Here is an 18,368-nt window from a genome sequence, read left to right as displayed (position 1 = left end):
GTGTCCGATCTCTCCAGGCCGCTGCGTTGGGTGATCGCGATGGGCGCTGCATTGGCCGCCGCCTTCGCGATGGCGCTGTTCGGTGAAGCCCTCCCCTTCGGCGAGGACACCATGGGTGCGATGCTGCGCGGGCTGATGATCGGCGGCGTCACGATTGCCGCAATGCGCCTGATGCGCCTTGGAAAATGGGACGAAGCCGACCGAGACGATGCCTGAACCCGACGCCCTTATGCGCGACCACGTCACGCTCGAAGACACCCGGGTCACCCGGCGCTACTTCGCCAAGTTCCGGGCGATCACCGGGCATATGGCGCGGGTGGCGGCGCAGTTCGAGGCGGAAGGCGCGCTCAGCCGCCGCGAGGTCGAGGTGCTGGCGCGCTATCTGGTGGCGCTGGGCTTCACCTTCCGGGCGCTGGCCAACAAGTATCACATGGCCGGGCGGATCGAGGGGCCGCTGCCGGGCCGGCTCACCTTCGACCGCGAGGAATCGGGCTTCCCGATCCACGCCGAGTTGATGCAGATGGCCTCCGACGCGGCACAGGCGCACCGGCACCTCAAGAACATGCCCGGCCCGGAGGAGCTGAAGGCCCGGATGGTGAGCGAGATCGTCGGCAGCCTCGAGGTGCCGACCCGTCTGCAATTCGCGATGAGTCAGCGGCTCTACTACGAGGAACTGGCGCGCGGCGATCTGTTCTGGCCGCAGATGGACGCCGACGTGGTCTGGCTCGGCAATCTCGCCGAGGGCCGCGCGCCGAGGCGGCGCTACCTCGTGCACTGGGCGGTCTACGACTCGACGCTCAACATCCCCACGATCTACCTGATGGACGTGGAAGACACCGGCCGCACCGCGCTGCCAAAGGACGAAAGCCGCTGGCCCGAGGTGCAGGCGCACCTGATGGCGCAATCGGTGGCGGGGCTGAAGCTCGTCACCATCGCCAGCGGCTTCGACCGTGACTTCGACGACCTGCACCCCAAGCGGCTCAGGCGCATTCACGTCGGGCCGATGTATTCGCACGCCTTCACCCGCCAGACCGGGCCGCTGCGCGAGGTGCTCGAGGAGGCCAAGAGCCCACCGGGCGAAGACTGGGCGCTGGCCTGGACGGTGGAAGACCTCGAGAGCGAGCGGGTGGAAACGGAGAAATCCGGCTGGTTCGGCAGCGTCGAGCGCGAGATCTTCGCCCTCGATCCGTTCGCCGCAACCGGCGCCGACAGCGGCGTGACGCGGATGAGCCGCGCGATCATCCTGCCGCAGCGCCCGTTCCAGGTTCTGGCCGAGAAGAACCCGGCCGGGTTCCGGCAGATGCGCAAGTTCGTGGTGAGCCCGGGCGGGCGGGTGTTGAGTTACGTGTGAGGGCCGGGGGCGCTGCCCGTCGTGCCGACGGCGCGCCCCCGGGGTGACCCCCGAGGTATTTGGGACAGGATGAAGGAACAGGGCATGTCACTACCGGCAGACCGGATGGAGCTTCGCGAGGAGGAGATACGGGCGCATTACCCGGCGGCGGCGGCGATGCTCGAAGGCTTCGACCATACCCCGAGGATCGGCAAGGCCAAGGTGGCGGCCGAAGCGGTGGAGCGTTCGCCCGGGGTGAGCACGGGGCGGCGGTTTCGCTCGACCACGCCGGGACTGGTGACGCGCTCGACGGCGCGGCCCGAGGGGGTTCGGCTGATCGCGCGGATCGAGGCGAGCGACGGCGACGACCCGATCGTCTCGCCGGTGCAGGCCACCGTGCTGCACGCGCTGCGCCGGGCGCTGGCGATCTCGCTCGCGGTGGCCGAAGCCTACGCCGGGCAGACCGGGCTTGCGGCGATGAAGAAGCAGAACCTCGAGGCGGCGCTGGGTGCGGACCGGGCGGAGGCCTTCTCGGAACTGCTCGGGGCCGAGGCGCTGGTGGCGCTTTCGGTCTTCGCCAACGCCGCGTCGTTCCTGCTCGCGCCACATGCCGGCGAGGTGAGCGTAGAGGTGGGCCGCGTCGAGGAGGTGCTGACCGACAACGCGATGCTGGCGTTGCACGGCTGCCTTTGGGAGCTTGACCAGGATATCGCGCTGCTGGCGGGCGACGAGGCACGGCTGGTGGCCACGGTGATGGCCTTTGCCGAGCAACTGATGGAGCAGGTGGCCCTGCGCGCCCAGACCGCGCCGCGCCTCACCCCCTTCACCGGGGTGAACTACCACGTCGCCGCCGACGACTTCGCCATCTCGGGCTTCACGCCGAGCCGCAAGGCGCGTGGCACCCGGCTCACCATGAGTTTCAAGAAGCCGCACGAGGTGGTCGGCAACCACATAGCCAAGTACCAGGCGATGAAGCTGGCCAAGATGCTGATGGCCTATGACTTCGACCGCAAGCTCAACCCCTTCGCCGAGCTTGGCGGCTTCATCTTCACCTTCATGGGCGATGGCAAGCCCGGCACCGGCAAGACCACGCTGATCCGGATGATGGCGGGGCTGATCCACGGCTATTGCGAGGTGGCGGGCTACCCGTTCCGCTACCAGAACCTGAGCACCGAGAGCATCGACAGCTACCAGGGCAAGTCGGCCCAGAACGCCAAGGCCTTCATCAACACCATCCTCGACCCGAACGTGATCGGCTTCGGCACGGTCGACGATATCGACCAGCTCGCCGGCAAGCGCGGCGATCGGCAGTCGAGCGCGGGGCAACTCGAGATCACCGCCGTGCTGATGGAGAGCTTTTCCGGCGCAAACACGGTTGTGCGCGGCAACTGCACCTTCGGCATGTTCTCGAACTACCCCGAGAACGTCGACGACGCCCTGCGCCAGCGGGCGGGCGCGCGCTTTCTCGTCGACGGGCCGCAGACGCGGGAGGATTACATCGACATCCTGCACCTGCTCATGGGCAGGAACCATTCGATCCCGCTGGGCGACCACGAGCTTTACGCTGCGCAGGAGATCAAGCGCGCCGTGGCCGAGAGCTTCGCGCGCCATGCCCGCCCGCAGGAGGCGGGGCTGGAGCGGGTGTTCGAGCGGGTGGCGAAGGATATCGGCAAGCTCGATACCATCGCCAAGCTGGGCACCTACCTCAAGGGCATCCAGGAGGCCGACGCACGCTTCACCGGGCGCGCGATCAAGAACATCACCGACGCGATCAAGGTGCGGGCGATGGATTTCGAACTGCCCGACGAATGGATGGAAAACCCCGAGCTCTTCCTGTTTCGCGATTACGAGACCAAGAAGGCGATGATCGAGGAGCTGCGCCAGCCGATCACCGTCGACATGGTGATCCAGGAGATCAACCGCTACGCTGACAGCGAGTTTCGCTACGCCGATACTTCCGACGAAGCGGCGATCGCGCAGATGGTGCGGGAGTATCGGCTGACCGAGGAAGCCAAGCGGCAATACCTGGAGGGCAAGGGCTGATGCCGATTGCAGCGGCGATAATCGCGATGCTGATGGTAGGCGCCCCTGCAACCCTTCTTGCGGCGTGGCTCGGCTGGCGCGGCGCAACCGCCGTCTGGCCCGTGCTGGTCAACGCGCTGTGGCCCGCGCTTGGGGCAGCGGCCTACCTCGCTGTCACCAACCCCGCCGAGGTGCCGTATCGGCTCGATAGCCCGGTGGCGTCCGGCGTGCTGCTCGGGGGCACGCTCGCGGCCCTGAGCGCCCCGCTCTGGCTCGGCGGGTTCTGGGCCGGGCGGCGGGCAAGGCAGGTGCGCGCGGGATGATGATCGTCGCCGATATCGGCTGGGCCAACACCTTCCTGCCGCTGGCCGCGCTGACGGCGCTGGCGCTGCTCCTGCCGCTGCTGACGGTGCCGCGCGCGACGCGCTCGCAACGCAGGCTCGCGCTCGGGATCGGGCTTGCCGCCGGGATCACGCTGCTGGCGGGGGCGGGGCTTTTCGCGCTGCTCTACGAGGCTGGCGGTGGCGCGCCCCGGCTCGCGGCGGTGCTGCGCGGCTCGGGGCTGGCGGCGCTGGTCTGGGCGCCGCTGCTCGCGCTTTCGTGGTTCGTTCGCGCGCAGGCCGTCGAGGCGCGGCGCGGCGAAGACATCGCGCGCGGGGTGGACGGTGACCGCCGGCGTGGCGAGAATGACACCTAGGGAGACGGGCATGGACTGGACCATTCTGATCGCAACAACGCTGGTGACCGCCGCGGTGGTGGCGCTCGTCGCCCGCGAGGTGGCGCGCCGGCTCGGCTGCGCCGGGCGCGACCTCGGCGCCGGCGTGCTGCTCTTCGCCATCGTGATCTCGCTGGTGGTGCTGCAGGGCGCGGCCAAGCTCGCGGTGCTGGTGGAGGGGCTGTTCGTCCGCCAGGGGATCGACCCGGAAACGGCGCTCGGCGGACAGTTCTACCTCATGGTCTACGCCGCGAGCTTCGTGCCGATCGCGGCCTACGTGGTGACGTTGCTGGTGATGTATCGGAAGGTGAGGGCGCGGCAATGAGGGTGACGGTGTTGCAGCACCCGCGAACGAGGGCCTGCGCCCCGGTTCGCGCGCGGCCCGGCTGTGGCCGCGCAGGCGGGGAGCACAGCGAATGAAACGCCTCATCTCCCGCGGCCTGATGTTCGGCAACCTGATCCGGGTCGACAGCCCGGCGCTGGTCGAGCGCTATAACCGCGCGCTGGAGCGGCTTTCGGGCAGGCGCACGGGGCTCACCGAGTTTCATATCGACATCTCGGGCTATTCCTACGAGATCGGCGAGGAATTCGGCGATCATTTCTATCTTAACCCGGGCGGGGTGAACCGGCAGTTCATCATTCTCGACACGCGGCAGAAATCCGCGCCGCTGCTCAATGCGCAGTTTTCCACCTCGCGCGGCATCCTGCGCCAGTTCATCGAGGAGAACGAGGCCAAGCTTTTCGCCCTTACCGCGCATGATGCGGTGGCGGGTGAGCTGGACAACTCGGTGTTCGAGGTCTCCACGCCGGCGCGGCTGTTCGATATCCGCAAGATCACCGTGGTGGCCGACACCACGCAGGCGCATGTGGCCAATGCCCGCAAGCTCGCCGAGAAGATCGAGCGGTTCCAGCGCGAGGACGATGCCTGGTTCGACGATGTGCTCATCGCCGAGATGATCGAACTGGCCCGGCAGACCGGCGACGTGACGCGCAACCCGGTCGATCTTGGCCGCCCGACCTATGAGCAGGGCAATTTCTGGACGGCGCATTTCGGCGGGATCTACGTGTTCCGCGATGCCGCCCACCCCGCCGCGATCTCGGTGCGGCGCCGGGCCGACCTGGGAGAGATGCCGGTGGAGACCTGCGATCTCACCATGCGCAACGCCATCGCCACCTTTCTCGAGCGCAATGATCTGGTCGAACCGGTGATCAAGGCGCGCGGCGTCGACGGCGCGGCGATCCTGCGCCAGAAGATGGATTTCATCCTCGTCGATGCCGCCACCTCGGAAGGTATGGAGATCGATGGTTTCGACCAGCGCAGCCTGCACCGGCTGGCGCAACGCATGGCGGGGCGGTTGCCGGAGGAATTCCGCAAGCTCGGCGAGCTGGTGCGCTGGGCGCTCAACGGTGGCAAGTGGCCCCGCATCGCCTCGGATCACCCGGCCTATTTCTACACCCTGCGCGCCCGCGCCGATCACCCCGACCGCGATCTCGTCAACCAGCTTCTGTCCGAGCTTGCGCCGCTCGATATCCGGCAGTTGTTCATCACCCACAAAACGGCCTTCTACGCCGCCTACCGCGACTGGCCCGAGGCCAAGAAGGACTACGTGGCGGAATTCCTCGCGCGAGACTATGCGGCCAACAAGGCCGGTGCGCGCGAGGCGCTGTTCGGCGGGGCGCCGCCGTCGCCGTGGCGCACTGGCCCCCGCCCCCCGAAAGATGATATCATTGATCTCGTAGGCCCCTGGGGCGCGGTAAGGAGGTAGCCATGGCATTCGCGCGATTGTTCGTTTTCGGCTTCCTCGTGCTCTCGGTGATCTACCTCGCCGTGTCGCTCTATGCCCGGTCGCTCCGGCGCGAGAACCTCGAAGACGAATGGGCCGAGCACCATCCCGGCGACGACAGTAGCCCAGAGCGTGCCGCCTTCATCGAGAAGGGCATGGAGCAATACAACGCCTCGATCCGCCCCAAGCTGATCGCGCTTGTCTACGTCATCCCGCTGGTCGCGATGTTCGCGATCATCATCATCGTCAACGTCACCTGAGGCCCCCATGCGCAAAGCCCGCAACGTCATTCTCATCATCCTCGCGGTGATCATCGGCGCCTTCCTGCACTACACGCTGCCCCAGCACGACGTGGTGCGCATCGTGAACACCTACCAGGAGCGGCAGGACCTCAACGACTGGACGCGGATCTTCTGGGCCAGCCCCGACGATCAGGCCACCTCGCTCGCCAATCGCGACGTGCAGTTCATCCAGACCGTGCGCAAGAAGTCCTGGCTGTTCGGCTTCATCCGCCGCGACTCCGACGAGGTGATGGTCTATCGCAACGAGGATACCGGCTGGTCATGGCCGCCCTATTTCAAGTTCGATACCGCGAGCCTGCAGACCGAGGCCGACGATCTGCGCTCGACGCCGGAAAACCCCAAATGGGCGGTGATGACGCATTACGGCTGGCGGATGGAATTGTTCTCGGCCTTCCCCAACGCGGTGACGATCCGGCCGGCGGAAAGCCCGGATGTGACGATCATCCCGTGGTTCAACATCTTCTTCTTCATCGCCGTGTTCGGGTTCGTGCTTTTCGTCCGTGCGATGTGGCTGCAATTCCGCGAACGCACGGTGGACCCGGCGCTGGAAGACACCCGCGATGCCTGGGAAAAGGTCGACAGCTACGCCGATGACAAGCGCGGGCGGTTCAAGCGCTGGCTCGACAGCTGGCGCGGCAAGTAGGGCCGCCGCCTACTCGCCCCAGGGGATCCAGGTGGTCTTCACCTCGGTCGCGTGGTGCAGGAACTCGCGGCCCTCGCCCTCGGCGCCGAACCAGTCGCGCGACCGCGCGTTGTTCACCCATGTGCGTTTGAGGTTGCCGGCGCTCTCGTGCTCGACCAGCGAGGAGATATCCGCGCCGGACTGCGCCCAGACGGCATCGACATCGAGGTGCCCGGCAAGCGTTCCCGCGAGATCGTTGTGGAAGCCGGTGAGGATGTTGACCACGCCCGGCGGCACATCCGAGGTGTCGAGCAGCTGGTAGAAATCGGTGGCGGCGAGCGGGAAGGGCTGCGAGGCGGCGAGCACCACGCGGTTGCCCATGGCGATGGCGGGCGCCATCAGCGACACCAGCCCGAGAAGCGGGGCCTCGTCGGGGCAGAAGGCGGCGATGACGCCGACCGGCTCGTTCATGGCGAGCGCGGTGCCGCGCAGGGGCACGGGCTTGGCCGCGCCGTCGAGCTTGTCGGCCCATGCGGCGTAGGTGAACAGCCGCTCGACGCTTTTCTCCACTTCCGCTGCGCCGCCCCGCTTGCCGGTCATCCGGTTGATCCGCGAGGCAAACTCCTCCGCCCGGGCGGCGAGGTTTTCAGCGATATAGTAGATCACCTGCGCGCGCAGATGCGCGCTGGCCTTCGCCCAGCCGGTGGCCGCGCGGGCGGCCTCGACGGCGTTGCGCGCGTCCTTGCGGTTGGCCAGCCCCGCGTGCCCCAGCAGCGCGCCCTTGGGCGACCAGATCGCGCGCGAATAGCCGCCGTCGGGCCGGACCTGCTTGCCGCCGATGTAGAGCTTGGCGGTGCGGTCAAGCTCGTCGACCTTCGCCTGCGCCGGGGCGGGAAAGGCGGTGATCGGGCTGAGCGGCCTGGTTTTCCCTTTTGGCTTGGTATAGGCCAGCAACCCTTCCCAGCCGCCCTCGCGCCCGAAGCCGGATTCGCGCACGCCGCCGAACCCCGCCGCCGCGTCGAAGGCGTTGGTCGTGTTGATCCAGACCACGCCCGCCGCCAGCTTCGGGGCCACGTCGAGCGCGAGGTTGATGTTTTCGCTCCAGACCGTGGCGGCAAGGCCGTAGCGGGTGTTGTTGGCGATCTCCACCGCTTCGGCGGGGGTGCGGAAGGTGGTGGCCACCAGCACCGGGCCGAAGATTTCCTCCTGCATCAGCGTATCGGAGGGGGCGAGGCCGGTGATCAGCGTGGGCGGGTAGTAGCAGCCGCGGTTGGGCAGGGTGCAGGGCGTCTGGTAGATCTCGCCCGCGCCCTTGCCGGCCTCGACCATGCGCGTCACGCTGTCGAGTTGCACCGGGTCGACCAGCGCGCCCACGTCGATCGACTTGTCGAGCGGGTCGCCGATGCGCAGCTTCGCCATCCGGGCCTTGAGCTTGGCGTGGAACCGATCGGCGATGCCTTCCTGCACCAGAAGCCGCGATCCGGCGCAGCAGACCTGGCCCTGGTTGAACCAGATCGCGTCGACCAGACCTTCGATCGCTGAATCGATGTCGGCGTCGTCAAAGACGATATACGGGCTCTTGCCGCCCAGTTCGAGCGTGAGGCTCTTGCCGGTGCCGGCGGTGGCCTTGCGGATGATCCGGCCCACCTCGGTGGAGCCGGTGAAGGCGATCTTGTCGATGTCCTCGTGCGCGGTGATCGCTGCCCCCACCTGGCCGTCGCCGGTGACGATGTTGACAACGCCGCGCGGCAGCCCGGCCTCGGTGCAGATCTCGGCGAAGAGCAGCGCGGTGAGCGAAGTGTATTCGGCCGGCTTCAGCACCACGGTGTTGCCCATGGCGATGGCGGGGGCCACCTTCCACGCCAGCATCAGCAGCGGGAAGTTCCACGGGATGATCTGCCCCGCGACGCCAAGCGCCCCGCGGTCGGGCAGTTCGGCATCCTGCAGCTGGGCCATCCCGGCGTGATAGTAGAAATGGCGCGCCACCAGCGGCACGTCGATATCGCGGCTCTCGCGGATCGGCTTGCCGTTGTCGAGGGTTTCGAGCACGGCGAAAAGGCGCGCGTGTTTCTGCACGAGGCGGGCCAGCGCGTAGAGGAAGCGGGCGCGCTGGTGGCCGCTCAGCCCCGCCCACTTCGGCTGCGCCCGGCGGGCGGCGCGCACGGCGGCGTCAACCTCGTCGGCCCCGGCCTGTGTGACGTGGGCGAGCACTTCGCCATTGCCTGGGTTGCGGCTTTCGAAGGTCTCGCCCGGCTCCGTCCAGTGCCCGTCGATGAACAGGCCGAACCGCCGCTCGCGGGCATCGAGCCAGGCCTGCGCCTCGCCGTCGCTCTCGGGGGCGGGGCCCCATTCCATGGTTTCGAAGATGTCCTTGACGGTCATTTAAGTCTCCAGCTCCGGTGGAGCTTGGTCAATTTAGCTACCTTTTGGAGGTTTTGGCCCGCCCATCTCATATCATATTGCCAAGTGTAAAAGAGATCACCTGACGCCCGGAGGTCATCCTCGTGCCGTCTCCAAATCTCTTTCGCGATATCCGCGACTCTGGCTTCACCGCCGAGTGCCAAGAGCGCTTCAATCACCCATTCTTGTAGATCGTGTTTTGTTGCCATCGTGTTTATCCCATCGCGTGCCGCCAGAGGGCGGAGTATTGGCCGGTGACGTGGTGTTCCAGCTGGCGTTCGATGTCGCCGAGCAGCGAGGAGGCGCCGAAGCGGAAGAGGTGGGGCGTGAGCCAGTCGTCGCCCAGTTCTTCCTTGAGCAGCGCCAGATACACCAGCGCATCCTTCGCCTTCGAAATGCCGCCGGCGGGCTTGTATCCGATGCGGATGCCGGTGCGCTCGAAGTAGTCGCGGATCGCGCGCATCATCACGAGGGAGACGGGCAGGGTGGCGTTCACGCTTTCCTTGCCGGTGGAGGTCTTGATGAAATCGGCCCCCGCCATCATGCAGACGAGCGAGGCGCGGGCGACGTTGCGCAAGGAGCCAAGTTCGCCGGTGGCGAGGATCGTCTTGATATGGGCGTCGCCGCATTCGCGGCGCATCTCGCGCACCTCGTCGTAGAGCGCCTGCCAGTCGCCGGTGAGCACGTGGCGGCGCGAGATCACGATGTCGATCTCCCGCGCCCCGGCCTTGACGCTTTCACCGATCTCCATGATCCGCAGCCGATAGGGGCTGAGCCCGGCCGGGAAGCCGGTGGAGACGGCGGCGACGGGGATGCCGGAGCCTACCAGCGCCTCGACGGCGGTGGGCACCATCTCGTGATAGACGCAGATCGCGCCGGTGGTGATCGGGCCGACGCCGAGCGCGTCGAGCAGATCAGGGCGCACTGGCTGGCGCGCCTTGGCGCAGAGCCGGCGCACGCGGCCGGGCGTGTCGTCGCCGGCCAGCGTGGTGAGGTCGATCATGGTGATCGCCTTGAGCAGCCAGGCCGCCTGGTGGTCTTTCTTCAACGACCGGCGCGCGCCGATCGAACCCGCCCGCCGCTCGATGGCGGAGGTGTTGGCCTGCGCCGACATCACCCAATCCATGTCGAGCGCCATGCCGGGGTTGCGCGCCTCGATGGTCTGCGGAAGCTGCATGTCTGCCGAGCGGTTCGTCACGCTCGCGTCGCTCTCGCGTTGCACGGTGTCCTCCCAAGCGCGGTTGCCTTGCGCGAAGGTCGCATGGGGGCGGGCGAATGGCAAGATTTACCGAAAGGTCAAACCCGCAGCCGGGGCGCGGCGTTCCGACGCTGCCTGTTCCTTCATCGCCGTGCCTTAAAAGTAAATATATAACAGTGACTTAGATTGAATTTGTGCCGTCTGGATTTCCGTAAGGGAAGGAGTTGAGTGAATCGTGCGGCCGGGTCTAGGATGGTGCATCCGCGTGCGCGATATGGCTGAGTCTAATTCCGTAAATAATAATAGCTTGCGTGCGTGTGACCCGACAAACAGAGAGGAGTCACGAATTATGAACGTTTCCACGAAATCAATCCTGCTGGCCTCGGCGCTTGCGCTCGCGTCGCCGGCGCTGGCCGCCGCCCCCGAGGGCGTCGCGCTGGCAGATGACCAGACCTTTACCTACCGCGTGCTCGACGAGCACAGTTCCGTCGATCCGCAGATCGTCGAAGACGTTTCCGGCTCGGAGATCGTGCGCGACCTGTTCGAGGGCCTCTACAACCAGGACGCCGACGGCAACCTCGTGCCCGGCGTGGCCCTTTCGCACACCGTGTCGGACGACAAGCTGACCTATACCTTCACCCTGCGCCCCGAAGCAAAGTGGTCGGACGGCAACCCGGTGACGGCGCATGATTTCGTCTATGGCTGGCAGCGCCTCGCCGATCCGGAAACCGCCTCGCCCTACCAGTGGTATGTCGAGGTCATGGGCCTTGCCAACGCCGGGTCGGTGATGGCGGGCGAAGCGCCGCTGGAAGAGCTGGGCGTGCGCGCGATCGACGATCACACGCTGGAAGTCACGCTTGAAAAGCCGATGACCTACTTCCCGCTCACCACCACCCATGCTTCCACCTTCCCGAGCCCGAAATGGGTGATCGACGAGCATGGTGCCGACTGGATCAAGCCCGGCAACATCGTCTCGAACGGCGCCTACGTGCTCACCGAGCACGTGCCGCAGGAGCGCTCGGTGCGCGAGCGCAACCCGATGTACTGGGACAACGAAAACACCGTCATCGAGAAGGTGTCGGCGCTGGTAATCAACGACGAGAACGTGGCGCTGACCCGTTTTCTCGCCGGTGAGCTTGACCGCACGGAAGTTCCGGCCGGCCAGTATCCCGCGCTGAAGGAAGAATATCCCGATACCGCGCTGAGCTTCCCGCGCCTGTGCAACTACTACTTCAACTTCAACCTGTCGGAGAACGGCCCCGAGGCCACCCAGGACGTGCGCGTGCGCAAGGCGCTGTCCTACGCCGTGAACCGCGACATCATCGTCGAAAACGTGCTGCAGGGCGGCCAGTCGCCGGCCTACACCTTCACCCCGGCGGCGACCGCGGGCTTCGAACAGCCGGCGACGGACTACTCGACCTGGACCCAGGAAGAGCGCAACGCCAAGGCCGTCGAACTTCTGGCCGAGGCGGGCTATGGCCCCGACAATCCGCTTTCGCTGACCTACCTCTACAACACCTCCGAGGCGCACAAGAAGGTGGCCATCGCGGTGAGCCAGATGTGGAAGCAGACGCTCGGCGTCGATATCACGCTGGAAAACCAAGAGTGGCAGACCTTCCTCGAAACCCGTGGCAACCACGATTTCGAGATCGCGCGCGGCGCCTGGTGCGGCGACTACAACGAGGCCTCCACCTTCCTCGATCTCGTTCAGTCCAGCTCGGGTTACAACGATGCGGCCTATTCCAACGCCGAGGTCGACGCGCTGCTCGCCGAGGCCAAGTCGATGGACGATCCGCAGGCCAACTACACCCGGGTTGAAGAGATCATCGCGGAAGAAATGCCGATCATCCCGATCTACCACTACGCCGGCGTGTTCATGATGAACCCGGCGATCGTGGATAGCTGGCCGGTGCAGAACGTGGAACAGAACTGGTATTCGAAAGACCTCTACAAGGTCGCCCAGTAATCCTGTTCTGAGACAAGGGGCGTCGCGGTAACATTTCGCGGCGCCCCGCCTTCCTGCCGGGGGCCTATCGATGCTGAGTTTCATCCTTCGCCGGGTCTCCATTGCGATCCCGACGCTTCTCGTTCTCTTGATCATCAGTTTCTGGCTGATGCAGACGGCGCCCGGTGGCCCGTTCAATTCCGAACGCCCCCTGCCGCCGCAGGTTCTGGCCAATATCGAGGCGAAATACGGCCTCGATCAGCCGATGTGGAAGCAGATGGTCGATTACCTTAAGGGGATCATCACCCAGTTCGATTTCGGCCCGTCCTACAAGTACAAGGACCGCTCGGTGAACGATATCATCGCGCAGGGCTTCCCGGTTACGCTCCACTACGGCCTGATCTCCTTCATGCTGGCCATCGTCATCGGCGGCGCGCTCGGCATCGCGGCCGCGATCCGGCAGAACTCCTGGCTCGATTACTTCGCGGTCGGCATCACCATCGGGGCGCAGGTGCTGCCCAACTTCGTGATGGCCCCGATTCTGATCCTCGTGTTCACCCTCTGGCTCGGCTGGCTGCCCGGCGGCGGGTGGAACGGCGGGCAGTGGGATCACGTCATCATGCCGGTGATCGCGCTTTCTACCTCCTACATGGCCTCGATCGCCCGCCTCACCCGCTCCTCGATGCTCGAGGTGCTGCGCTCCAACTTCATCCGCACCGCCCGCGCCAAGGGCCTGCCCGACCGGGTGATCATCTGGCGCCACGCGCTCAAGCCGACGATCCTGCCGGTGGTGTCCTACCTCGGGCCGGCCTTCGTCGGCATGGTTACCGGCTCGTTCATCATCGATTCGATCTTCTCCACCGGCGGCGTCGGGTATTTCTACGTCAACGCCGCCTTCAACCGTGACTACGCGGTGATGATGGGGCTGACCTTCCTGCTCGGCTCGATGACGATCCTGTTCAACATGGTGGTCGATATCCTCTACGCGTGGATCGACCCCAAGATCCGGCTTTGAGGGGGCGGCGCATGTCAAACGGTATGGCCATACTCAACCCGCAGCAGCCGAGAACCGCCGCGATGGCCGAGCGCATGGCCGAGGTCAAGGGCCGCTCGCTCTGGGCCGACGCCCGCGCGCGCTTCCTGCGCAACAAGGCGGCGATGGTTTCCGTGGGGGTGCTCGGCGCGGTCTTCATCTTCGCCTTTTTCGGCCACCTCGTCACCCCTTACGACAACGAGACGATCGACTGGAACGTGCTCGGCAAGGTCAAGGAACTCGGCAAGCCCTCGCTGGCGAACGGCCATTACTTCGGCTACGACGATTCCGGGCGCGATCTCTTCGCGCGCGTCGTGCAGGGCACGCAGGTCAGCCTCATGGTGGGGGTGATCGGCGCCGCCATCGCGGTGATCGTGGGCACGATCTACGGCGCTGTCGCGGGATACATCGGCGGCCGGGTCGACAGCATCATGATGCGCTTCGTCGACATCGCCATGTCGGTGCCCTACATGTTCGTGCTGATCCTGCTGCTCGTCGTCTTCGGTCGGTCGATCGAGATGATCTTCGTCGGCATCGGCCTCACCGCCTGGCTCGACATGAGCCGGATCGTGCGCGGCCAGACGCTTTCGATCAAGAACAAGGAATTCATCGAGGCGGCGGTGGCCACCGGGGTGCCCAGTTTCACCATCATCCGCCGCCACGTGGTGCCCAACCTGCTCGGCGTCGTCGTGGTCTATGCCACGCTCCTGGTGCCGCAGATGATCCTTACCGAGAGCTTCATCTCCTTCCTCGGCCTCGGCGTGCAGGAACCGCTGACCTCCTGGGGCGCGCTGATCTCCGAGGGCACCAGCACGATGAACTACGGCACGCTGTGGCAACTGTTCTTCCCGCTGGCGTTCTTCGTCGTGACGATCTTCGCCTTCTTCTTCATCGGCGACGGGCTGCGCGACGCGCTCGACCCGAAAGACCGCTAGGAGCCCCGCGCAATGGCACTTCTGGAAGTCAGTGACCTGACCGTCACCTTCGACACGCCCGACGGCACCGTGACGGCGGTGGACAATATCTCCTTCGATCTCGCCCGCGGCGAAACCCTCGGCGTGGTCGGCGAGAGTGGCTCGGGCAAGAGCCAGATGGTCTTCGCGATCACCGGGCTTCTGGCCCAGAACGGCCGCGCCACGGGTTCGGTGAAGCTCGAGGGGCAGGAGATCCTCAACCTTCCCAATGCGAAGATGAACCGGATCCGGATGGAGAAGATCGCGATGATCTTCCAGGACCCGATGACCTCGCTGAACCCTTACCTTCGGGTGTCGGACCAGATGGCCGAGGTTCTGGTGCATCATCGCGGGATCTCGAAAAGGGCCGCCATCGCCGAAAGCGTGCGGCTGCTCGACGCGGTGCGCATTCCCGAAGCGAAGGCGCGGGTGACGATGTATCCGCACGAGTTTTCCGGCGGCATGCGCCAGCGGGTGATGATCGCGATGAGCCTGCTGTGCCAGCCCGATATTCTCATCGCCGACGAGCCGACCACCGCGCTCGACGTGACCGTGCAAGCGCAGATCATGAAGCTGCTCGCCGATCTGCAGCGCGATTTCGGGATGGCGATCGTGCTCATCACCCACGATCTCGGGGTTGTCGCGGGCAGCTGCGCCGAAACGCTTGTGATGTATGGCGGCCAGGCGATGGAATACGGCACCACGACCGCGGTCTTCGACCGGCCGACGCATCCCTACACCATGGGGCTTCTGAAGGCGGTGCCCCGGCTCGACAAGAAAACCGAGAAGCTCGAAACCATCCCCGGCAACCCGCCGAACATGATGGACATGCCGGCAGGCTGCCCCTTCGTGCCGCGGTGCGATTTCGCCACCGACCCATGCTGGACCGAGCGCCCGCCGTTCGAACGCGTCGCGGGGTTCGAGACCCGCACCCGCGCCTGCCGCCGCAGCCTGGAGGAACTGGCATGACCGAGACGATCCTCAAGGTCGATGACCTCAAGGTCTGGTTCGACGTGAAGAAGCCCGGCGCCATGCCCTGGACGCGGCCGCGCAAGCTCAAGGCGGTGGACGGGGTCAGCTTCGAGCTCAACGCCGGCGAGACGCTGGGCATCGTCGGGGAATCGGGGTGCGGCAAGTCCACGCTGGCGCGCGCGGTGATGCAGATGGTGCCGATCGAGGCGGGGTCGGTGGTCTGGCTCGGCGACGACCTGACCGGGCTCGACACCCGGCGGATGCGGCCGCACCGCAAGGAAATGCAGATGATCTTCCAGGATCCCCTCGCCTCGCTCAACCCGCGCATGACGATCGGCCAGATCGTTGCCGAGCCGCTGAAGACGCATTTTCCAGGCTTGTCGGCCGCCAAGGTGAAGGCCCGGGTTCAGGACGTGCTCGATACCGTCGGCATCCTGCCCAACCTCGTGAACCGTTATCCGCACGAGTTTTCCGGCGGTCAGTGTCAGCGCATCGGCATCGCGCGGGCGCTGATCGTCGATCCCCAGCTGATCATCTGCGACGAGCCGGTCTCGGCGCTCGACGTGTCGATCCAGGCGCAGGTGATCAACCTGCTGATGGATCTGCAGAAGGAGACCGGCGTCGCCCTGATCTTCATCGCCCACGACCTGAGCGTGGTGAAGCACATTTCCGATCGGGTGATGGTGCTCTACCTCGGCAACGTGATGGAGATCGCCCCCGCCGCCGAGCTCTACGACCGCCCCTTGCACCCCTACACCGAGGCGCTGATTTCTGCCGTGCCGATCCCGGACCCGGTGCTCGAACGGCAAAAGCAGGTGATGCTGCTCGACCTGGACTTGCCCTCGCCGCTCGATCCGCCTTCGGGCTGCGTGTTCCGCACCCGTTGCCCGATCGCCGAGCCCGGTTGCGCGCAGGTCAAGCCGGTGCTGGCCGACAAGGGCCGCGAGCACCTGGTGGCATGCCACCTGCGCTGAGCTTCTGACGCGCGCGGCGGGGTGCCCGCGCTTCGCAGCGCGCGCGGCCGCCCCGATCAGGCAATCCTTCGCGGCGCCTCCGCTGGCGAGGTTTGCGCGCCGGGCGATGTTTCGGTGCGGAAACGCGAGATCGCCTGCACCAGTTCGTCGGTTCCATGTGCCAGGGTCTGCCCCGCGGCCGAGGTTTCCTCGAACATCGCCGCGTTGCGTTGAGTGGCCTGGTCGAGGGTGGCGAGCGTGCCATTGATCTCGTCGAGGCGGGCCGCCTGCTGTTCGGCGCCCTCGGCGATGTCGACGATCCGGCTCACGATATCCTTAACGGCGTCCATCGCGGCGGTGTTGGCCGTGCCGGTCTGGCGCACAAGCCCGACGCCCTCGCCGACCCGCATGTCGCTTTCGGCGATGAGGGCCTTGATCTCCTGCGCCGCGTCGGAACTGCGGCGGGCGAGGCCGCGCACCTCGCTTGCGACCACGGCGAACCCGCGCCCGCTCTCGCCGGCGCGGGCGGCCTCGACCCCGGCATTCAGCGCGAGCAGGTTGGTCTGGAACGCGATCTCGTCGATGACGCCGACGATCTTCTGGATCTGCCCCGACGAGGCTTCGATCGCGCCCATCGCCGCCACCGCCCGGCTCACGAGATCGGCGCTGGTCTCGACCTGCGTCCTGGTCTGCTCGGCTTCCGACCTGGCCTGGTTGGCGTTCTGCGCGGTTTCGCGAACGGAGTGATTCAGTCGTGACACCGTTTCGGCCACCTCGGCGAGTTGGTGGGCCTGGGTTTCGGTCCGGTGCGACATGTCGGTCGCCGCATTCACGACGCTGGCGGTCTCGCCACCGATGATTTCGGCGTTCTGCTGGACAACCTGGATCACGTTGCGCATGGCGACGAGGGCGATGTTGAAATCCTCGCGCAGGTCTTCGTATTCCGGGGCCAGCGGCGTCGCGATCTCGGCGCAGAGATCGGCGTCGCGCAAGCGCTTGAGGCTCTGGCGCAGCACCTCGACGACGGCATTTTGCTGTTCAAGGAAGGCCTCGCGCTCGGCGGCCTCGCGTTCGGCGGCGCGAGTGGCGCGAAGATCGGCCTCGCGGGCATGTGCCGTCTCGCTTTCCGCGCGCTTCAGGGCGCTTTCCGCCTCGCTCTGGGCGGCTTCAGCGTCGCGCCGGGCGGCCTCGGCCTCGGCCAGCGCGGATTCGGCGCGATCGCGCGCGGCGCGGGCGTCGGCCATGCTGTGGGCGAGGTCGCGCGCTTGCTCCTCCTGTTTCCGGGTCAACCGCTGGCGGACGACGATCGCAATCACGAGGGCCGTGGCCTCGAACACGACGACGGTGGCATGAAAGGCGGTGCGCGGCAGGTTTTCGGCAAGGTTGGTCGAGGGATAGACCAGCGACGGCATCAGGACGGTCAGCGAGAGGTGGTGCAGCGCGATCAACCCGGTCGCGGCAAGGGTGGCGCGCAGATCGTTGAGAACCATGGTGCAGGCCAGCACCGCGAAATAGACCATGTGCATGTCGATCTGCCACGGGTGGCCCGCCATGGCCGCGTTCAGAACGATGGCCTGGCCGACCCAGACCAGCGCCGCGGCGATCCCGGCCTCCGGCGGGCTGGCGCGGCCGGCGATCATCCCGAGCAGGGTGAACGGGATTGAGGCGGCGGCGATCAAGACGAGGTTGGATCCGGCGATCCAGCCGAAGCCGAGCGATATCGGCAGGGCGGCGAGGCTGAACAGGATCGCGCGCTGCGCCGTCATGCTTTGCCCCTCGGGCGCCATGGCAAGGGTGGTGTCGCTCATGTGTTCCCTCCGCATAGCGCGGCGATCCGCCCGCCATCGAGCACTGCCCATGCGCCCCGGGCGCGCAGGGCCTCGGCGAAACCCGGATCGGCCGAGGCGGCGATGAGGCCGAAGGGTGCGCGGGCCGGGCCGATCACCCGGCCGCCCGCGGCGGCGACATGCGCCTGCGCCGCCCCGCCCCAGCCGGCGATCACCAGCACCGGCGCATCGCGGGAGACGGGGGCCGACGCCAGCACCATGGCTGGCCCGGCGAGGAGCGCCGCGATCGGCATCAGAACAAGGGGTAGAAGACGCATGGCTGGCTCTCGATTGTTCGCTCACCGGCGAGGAA

At 66.4% G+C, this 18,368-nt stretch carries 18 protein-coding genes; 14 read left to right on the top strand and 4 right to left on the bottom strand.

The window, feature by feature from the left end:
• The 9 genes from IEW01_RS16660 (at position 1) to IEW01_RS16620 (ending at position 6,796) form a co-directional block, all read left to right on the top strand.
• A complete protein-coding gene (locus IEW01_RS16660; protein ID WP_229738324.1) occupies positions 1 to 216 on the top strand; it encodes a hypothetical protein in 216 nt (71 codons plus the stop codon).
• The gene (locus tag IEW01_RS16655) at positions 209 to 1,351 is read left to right on the top strand and encodes a hypothetical protein (protein WP_188529927.1); all 1,143 of its coding nucleotides are present in this window, start codon (positions 209 to 211) and stop codon (positions 1,349 to 1,351) included. Before IEW01_RS16660 ends, IEW01_RS16655 begins: the two co-directional genes overlap by 8 nt.
• 84 nt (positions 1,352 to 1,435) lie before the next feature.
• Positions 1,436 to 3,373, top strand: coding sequence for an AAA family ATPase (locus IEW01_RS16650; protein ID WP_188529925.1), 1,938 nt, complete (start codon positions 1,436 to 1,438; stop codon positions 3,371 to 3,373).
• The gene (locus IEW01_RS16645) at positions 3,373 to 3,675 is read left to right on the top strand and encodes a hypothetical protein (protein WP_188529923.1); all 303 of its coding nucleotides are present in this window, start codon (positions 3,373 to 3,375) and stop codon (positions 3,673 to 3,675) included. Before IEW01_RS16650 ends, IEW01_RS16645 begins: the two co-directional genes overlap by 1 nt.
• The gene (locus tag IEW01_RS16640; RefSeq protein ID WP_188529921.1) at positions 3,672 to 4,049 is read left to right on the top strand and encodes a hypothetical protein; all 378 of its coding nucleotides are present in this window, start codon (positions 3,672 to 3,674) and stop codon (positions 4,047 to 4,049) included. Before IEW01_RS16645 ends, IEW01_RS16640 begins: the two co-directional genes overlap by 4 nt.
• A gap of 10 nt (positions 4,050 to 4,059) precedes the next feature.
• Entirely contained in the window at positions 4,060 to 4,392 is a 333-nt protein-coding gene (locus tag IEW01_RS16635; RefSeq protein WP_188529919.1) for a hypothetical protein, read from the top strand.
• Between the two features lie 91 nt (positions 4,393 to 4,483).
• The gene (locus IEW01_RS16630) at positions 4,484 to 5,833 is read left to right on the top strand and encodes a DUF6638 family protein (protein ID WP_188529917.1); all 1,350 of its coding nucleotides are present in this window, start codon (positions 4,484 to 4,486) and stop codon (positions 5,831 to 5,833) included.
• Between the two features lie 2 nt (positions 5,834 to 5,835).
• Positions 5,836 to 6,111 (top strand): hypothetical protein, encoded by a 276-nt coding sequence (locus tag IEW01_RS16625; RefSeq protein WP_188529915.1) that lies wholly within the window; start codon positions 5,836 to 5,838, stop codon positions 6,109 to 6,111.
• A 7-nt stretch (positions 6,112 to 6,118) separates the two neighbouring features.
• Complete coding sequence (locus IEW01_RS16620) at positions 6,119 to 6,796, top strand: DUF1523 family protein (protein ID WP_188529913.1); 678 nt, start codon at positions 6,119 to 6,121, stop codon at positions 6,794 to 6,796.
• A 9-nt stretch (positions 6,797 to 6,805) separates the two neighbouring features.
• Here IEW01_RS16620 and IEW01_RS16615 read toward each other — a convergent pair whose 3' ends face one another.
• Both IEW01_RS16615 and deoC read right to left on the bottom strand, forming a co-directional pair.
• Complete coding sequence (locus tag IEW01_RS16615) at positions 6,806 to 9,157, bottom strand: aldehyde dehydrogenase family protein (RefSeq protein WP_188529911.1); 2,352 nt, start codon at positions 9,155 to 9,157, stop codon at positions 6,806 to 6,808.
• A gap of 232 nt (positions 9,158 to 9,389) precedes the next feature.
• Positions 9,390 to 10,352, bottom strand: a complete 963-nt coding sequence (gene deoC / locus IEW01_RS16610) for a deoxyribose-phosphate aldolase (protein ID WP_188530276.1) — start codon at positions 10,350 to 10,352, stop codon at positions 9,390 to 9,392.
• Positions 10,353 to 10,722: 370 nt separating this feature from the next.
• On the opposite strand from deoC, the gene IEW01_RS16605 reads away from it, so the two are divergent.
• The 5 genes from IEW01_RS16605 to IEW01_RS16585 all read left to right on the top strand — a co-directional run bounded on the left by IEW01_RS16605 (position 10,723) and on the right by IEW01_RS16585 (position 16,250).
• Complete coding sequence (locus tag IEW01_RS16605) at positions 10,723 to 12,339, top strand: peptide ABC transporter substrate-binding protein (RefSeq protein WP_188529909.1); 1,617 nt, start codon at positions 10,723 to 10,725, stop codon at positions 12,337 to 12,339.
• A 70-nt stretch (positions 12,340 to 12,409) separates the two neighbouring features.
• Complete coding sequence (oppB, locus tag IEW01_RS16600) at positions 12,410 to 13,333, top strand: oligopeptide ABC transporter permease OppB (protein ID WP_188529907.1); 924 nt, start codon at positions 12,410 to 12,412, stop codon at positions 13,331 to 13,333.
• 62 nt (positions 13,334 to 13,395) lie between these two features.
• Complete coding sequence (locus IEW01_RS16595) at positions 13,396 to 14,286, top strand: ABC transporter permease subunit (protein WP_229738350.1); 891 nt, start codon at positions 13,396 to 13,398, stop codon at positions 14,284 to 14,286.
• A 12-nt stretch (positions 14,287 to 14,298) separates the two neighbouring features.
• Complete coding sequence (locus tag IEW01_RS16590) at positions 14,299 to 15,273, top strand: oligopeptide/dipeptide ABC transporter ATP-binding protein (RefSeq protein ID WP_188529905.1); 975 nt, start codon at positions 14,299 to 14,301, stop codon at positions 15,271 to 15,273.
• Positions 15,270 to 16,250, top strand: coding sequence for an oligopeptide/dipeptide ABC transporter ATP-binding protein (locus IEW01_RS16585; protein ID WP_188529903.1), 981 nt, complete (start codon positions 15,270 to 15,272; stop codon positions 16,248 to 16,250). The genes IEW01_RS16590 and IEW01_RS16585 overlap by 4 nt, the downstream gene beginning before the upstream one ends.
• A gap of 56 nt (positions 16,251 to 16,306) precedes the next feature.
• Here the strand turns inward: IEW01_RS16585 and IEW01_RS16580 are convergent, their stop codons facing one another.
• Positions 16,307 to 18,037, bottom strand: coding sequence for a methyl-accepting chemotaxis protein (locus IEW01_RS16580; protein ID WP_188529901.1), 1,731 nt, complete (start codon positions 18,035 to 18,037; stop codon positions 16,307 to 16,309).
• Complete coding sequence (locus IEW01_RS16575; RefSeq protein ID WP_188529899.1) at positions 18,034 to 18,333, bottom strand: hypothetical protein; 300 nt, start codon at positions 18,331 to 18,333, stop codon at positions 18,034 to 18,036. Before IEW01_RS16575 ends, IEW01_RS16580 begins: the two co-directional genes overlap by 4 nt.
• Between the last annotated feature and the right edge of the window lie 35 nt (positions 18,334 to 18,368).

This window comes from Sinisalibacter lacisalsi, from assembly GCF_014640115.1.
Classification (GTDB): Bacteria; Pseudomonadota; Alphaproteobacteria; order Rhodobacterales; family Rhodobacteraceae; genus Sinisalibacter; species Sinisalibacter lacisalsi.
This window is presented reverse-complemented; position numbering and strand designations above follow the sequence as displayed.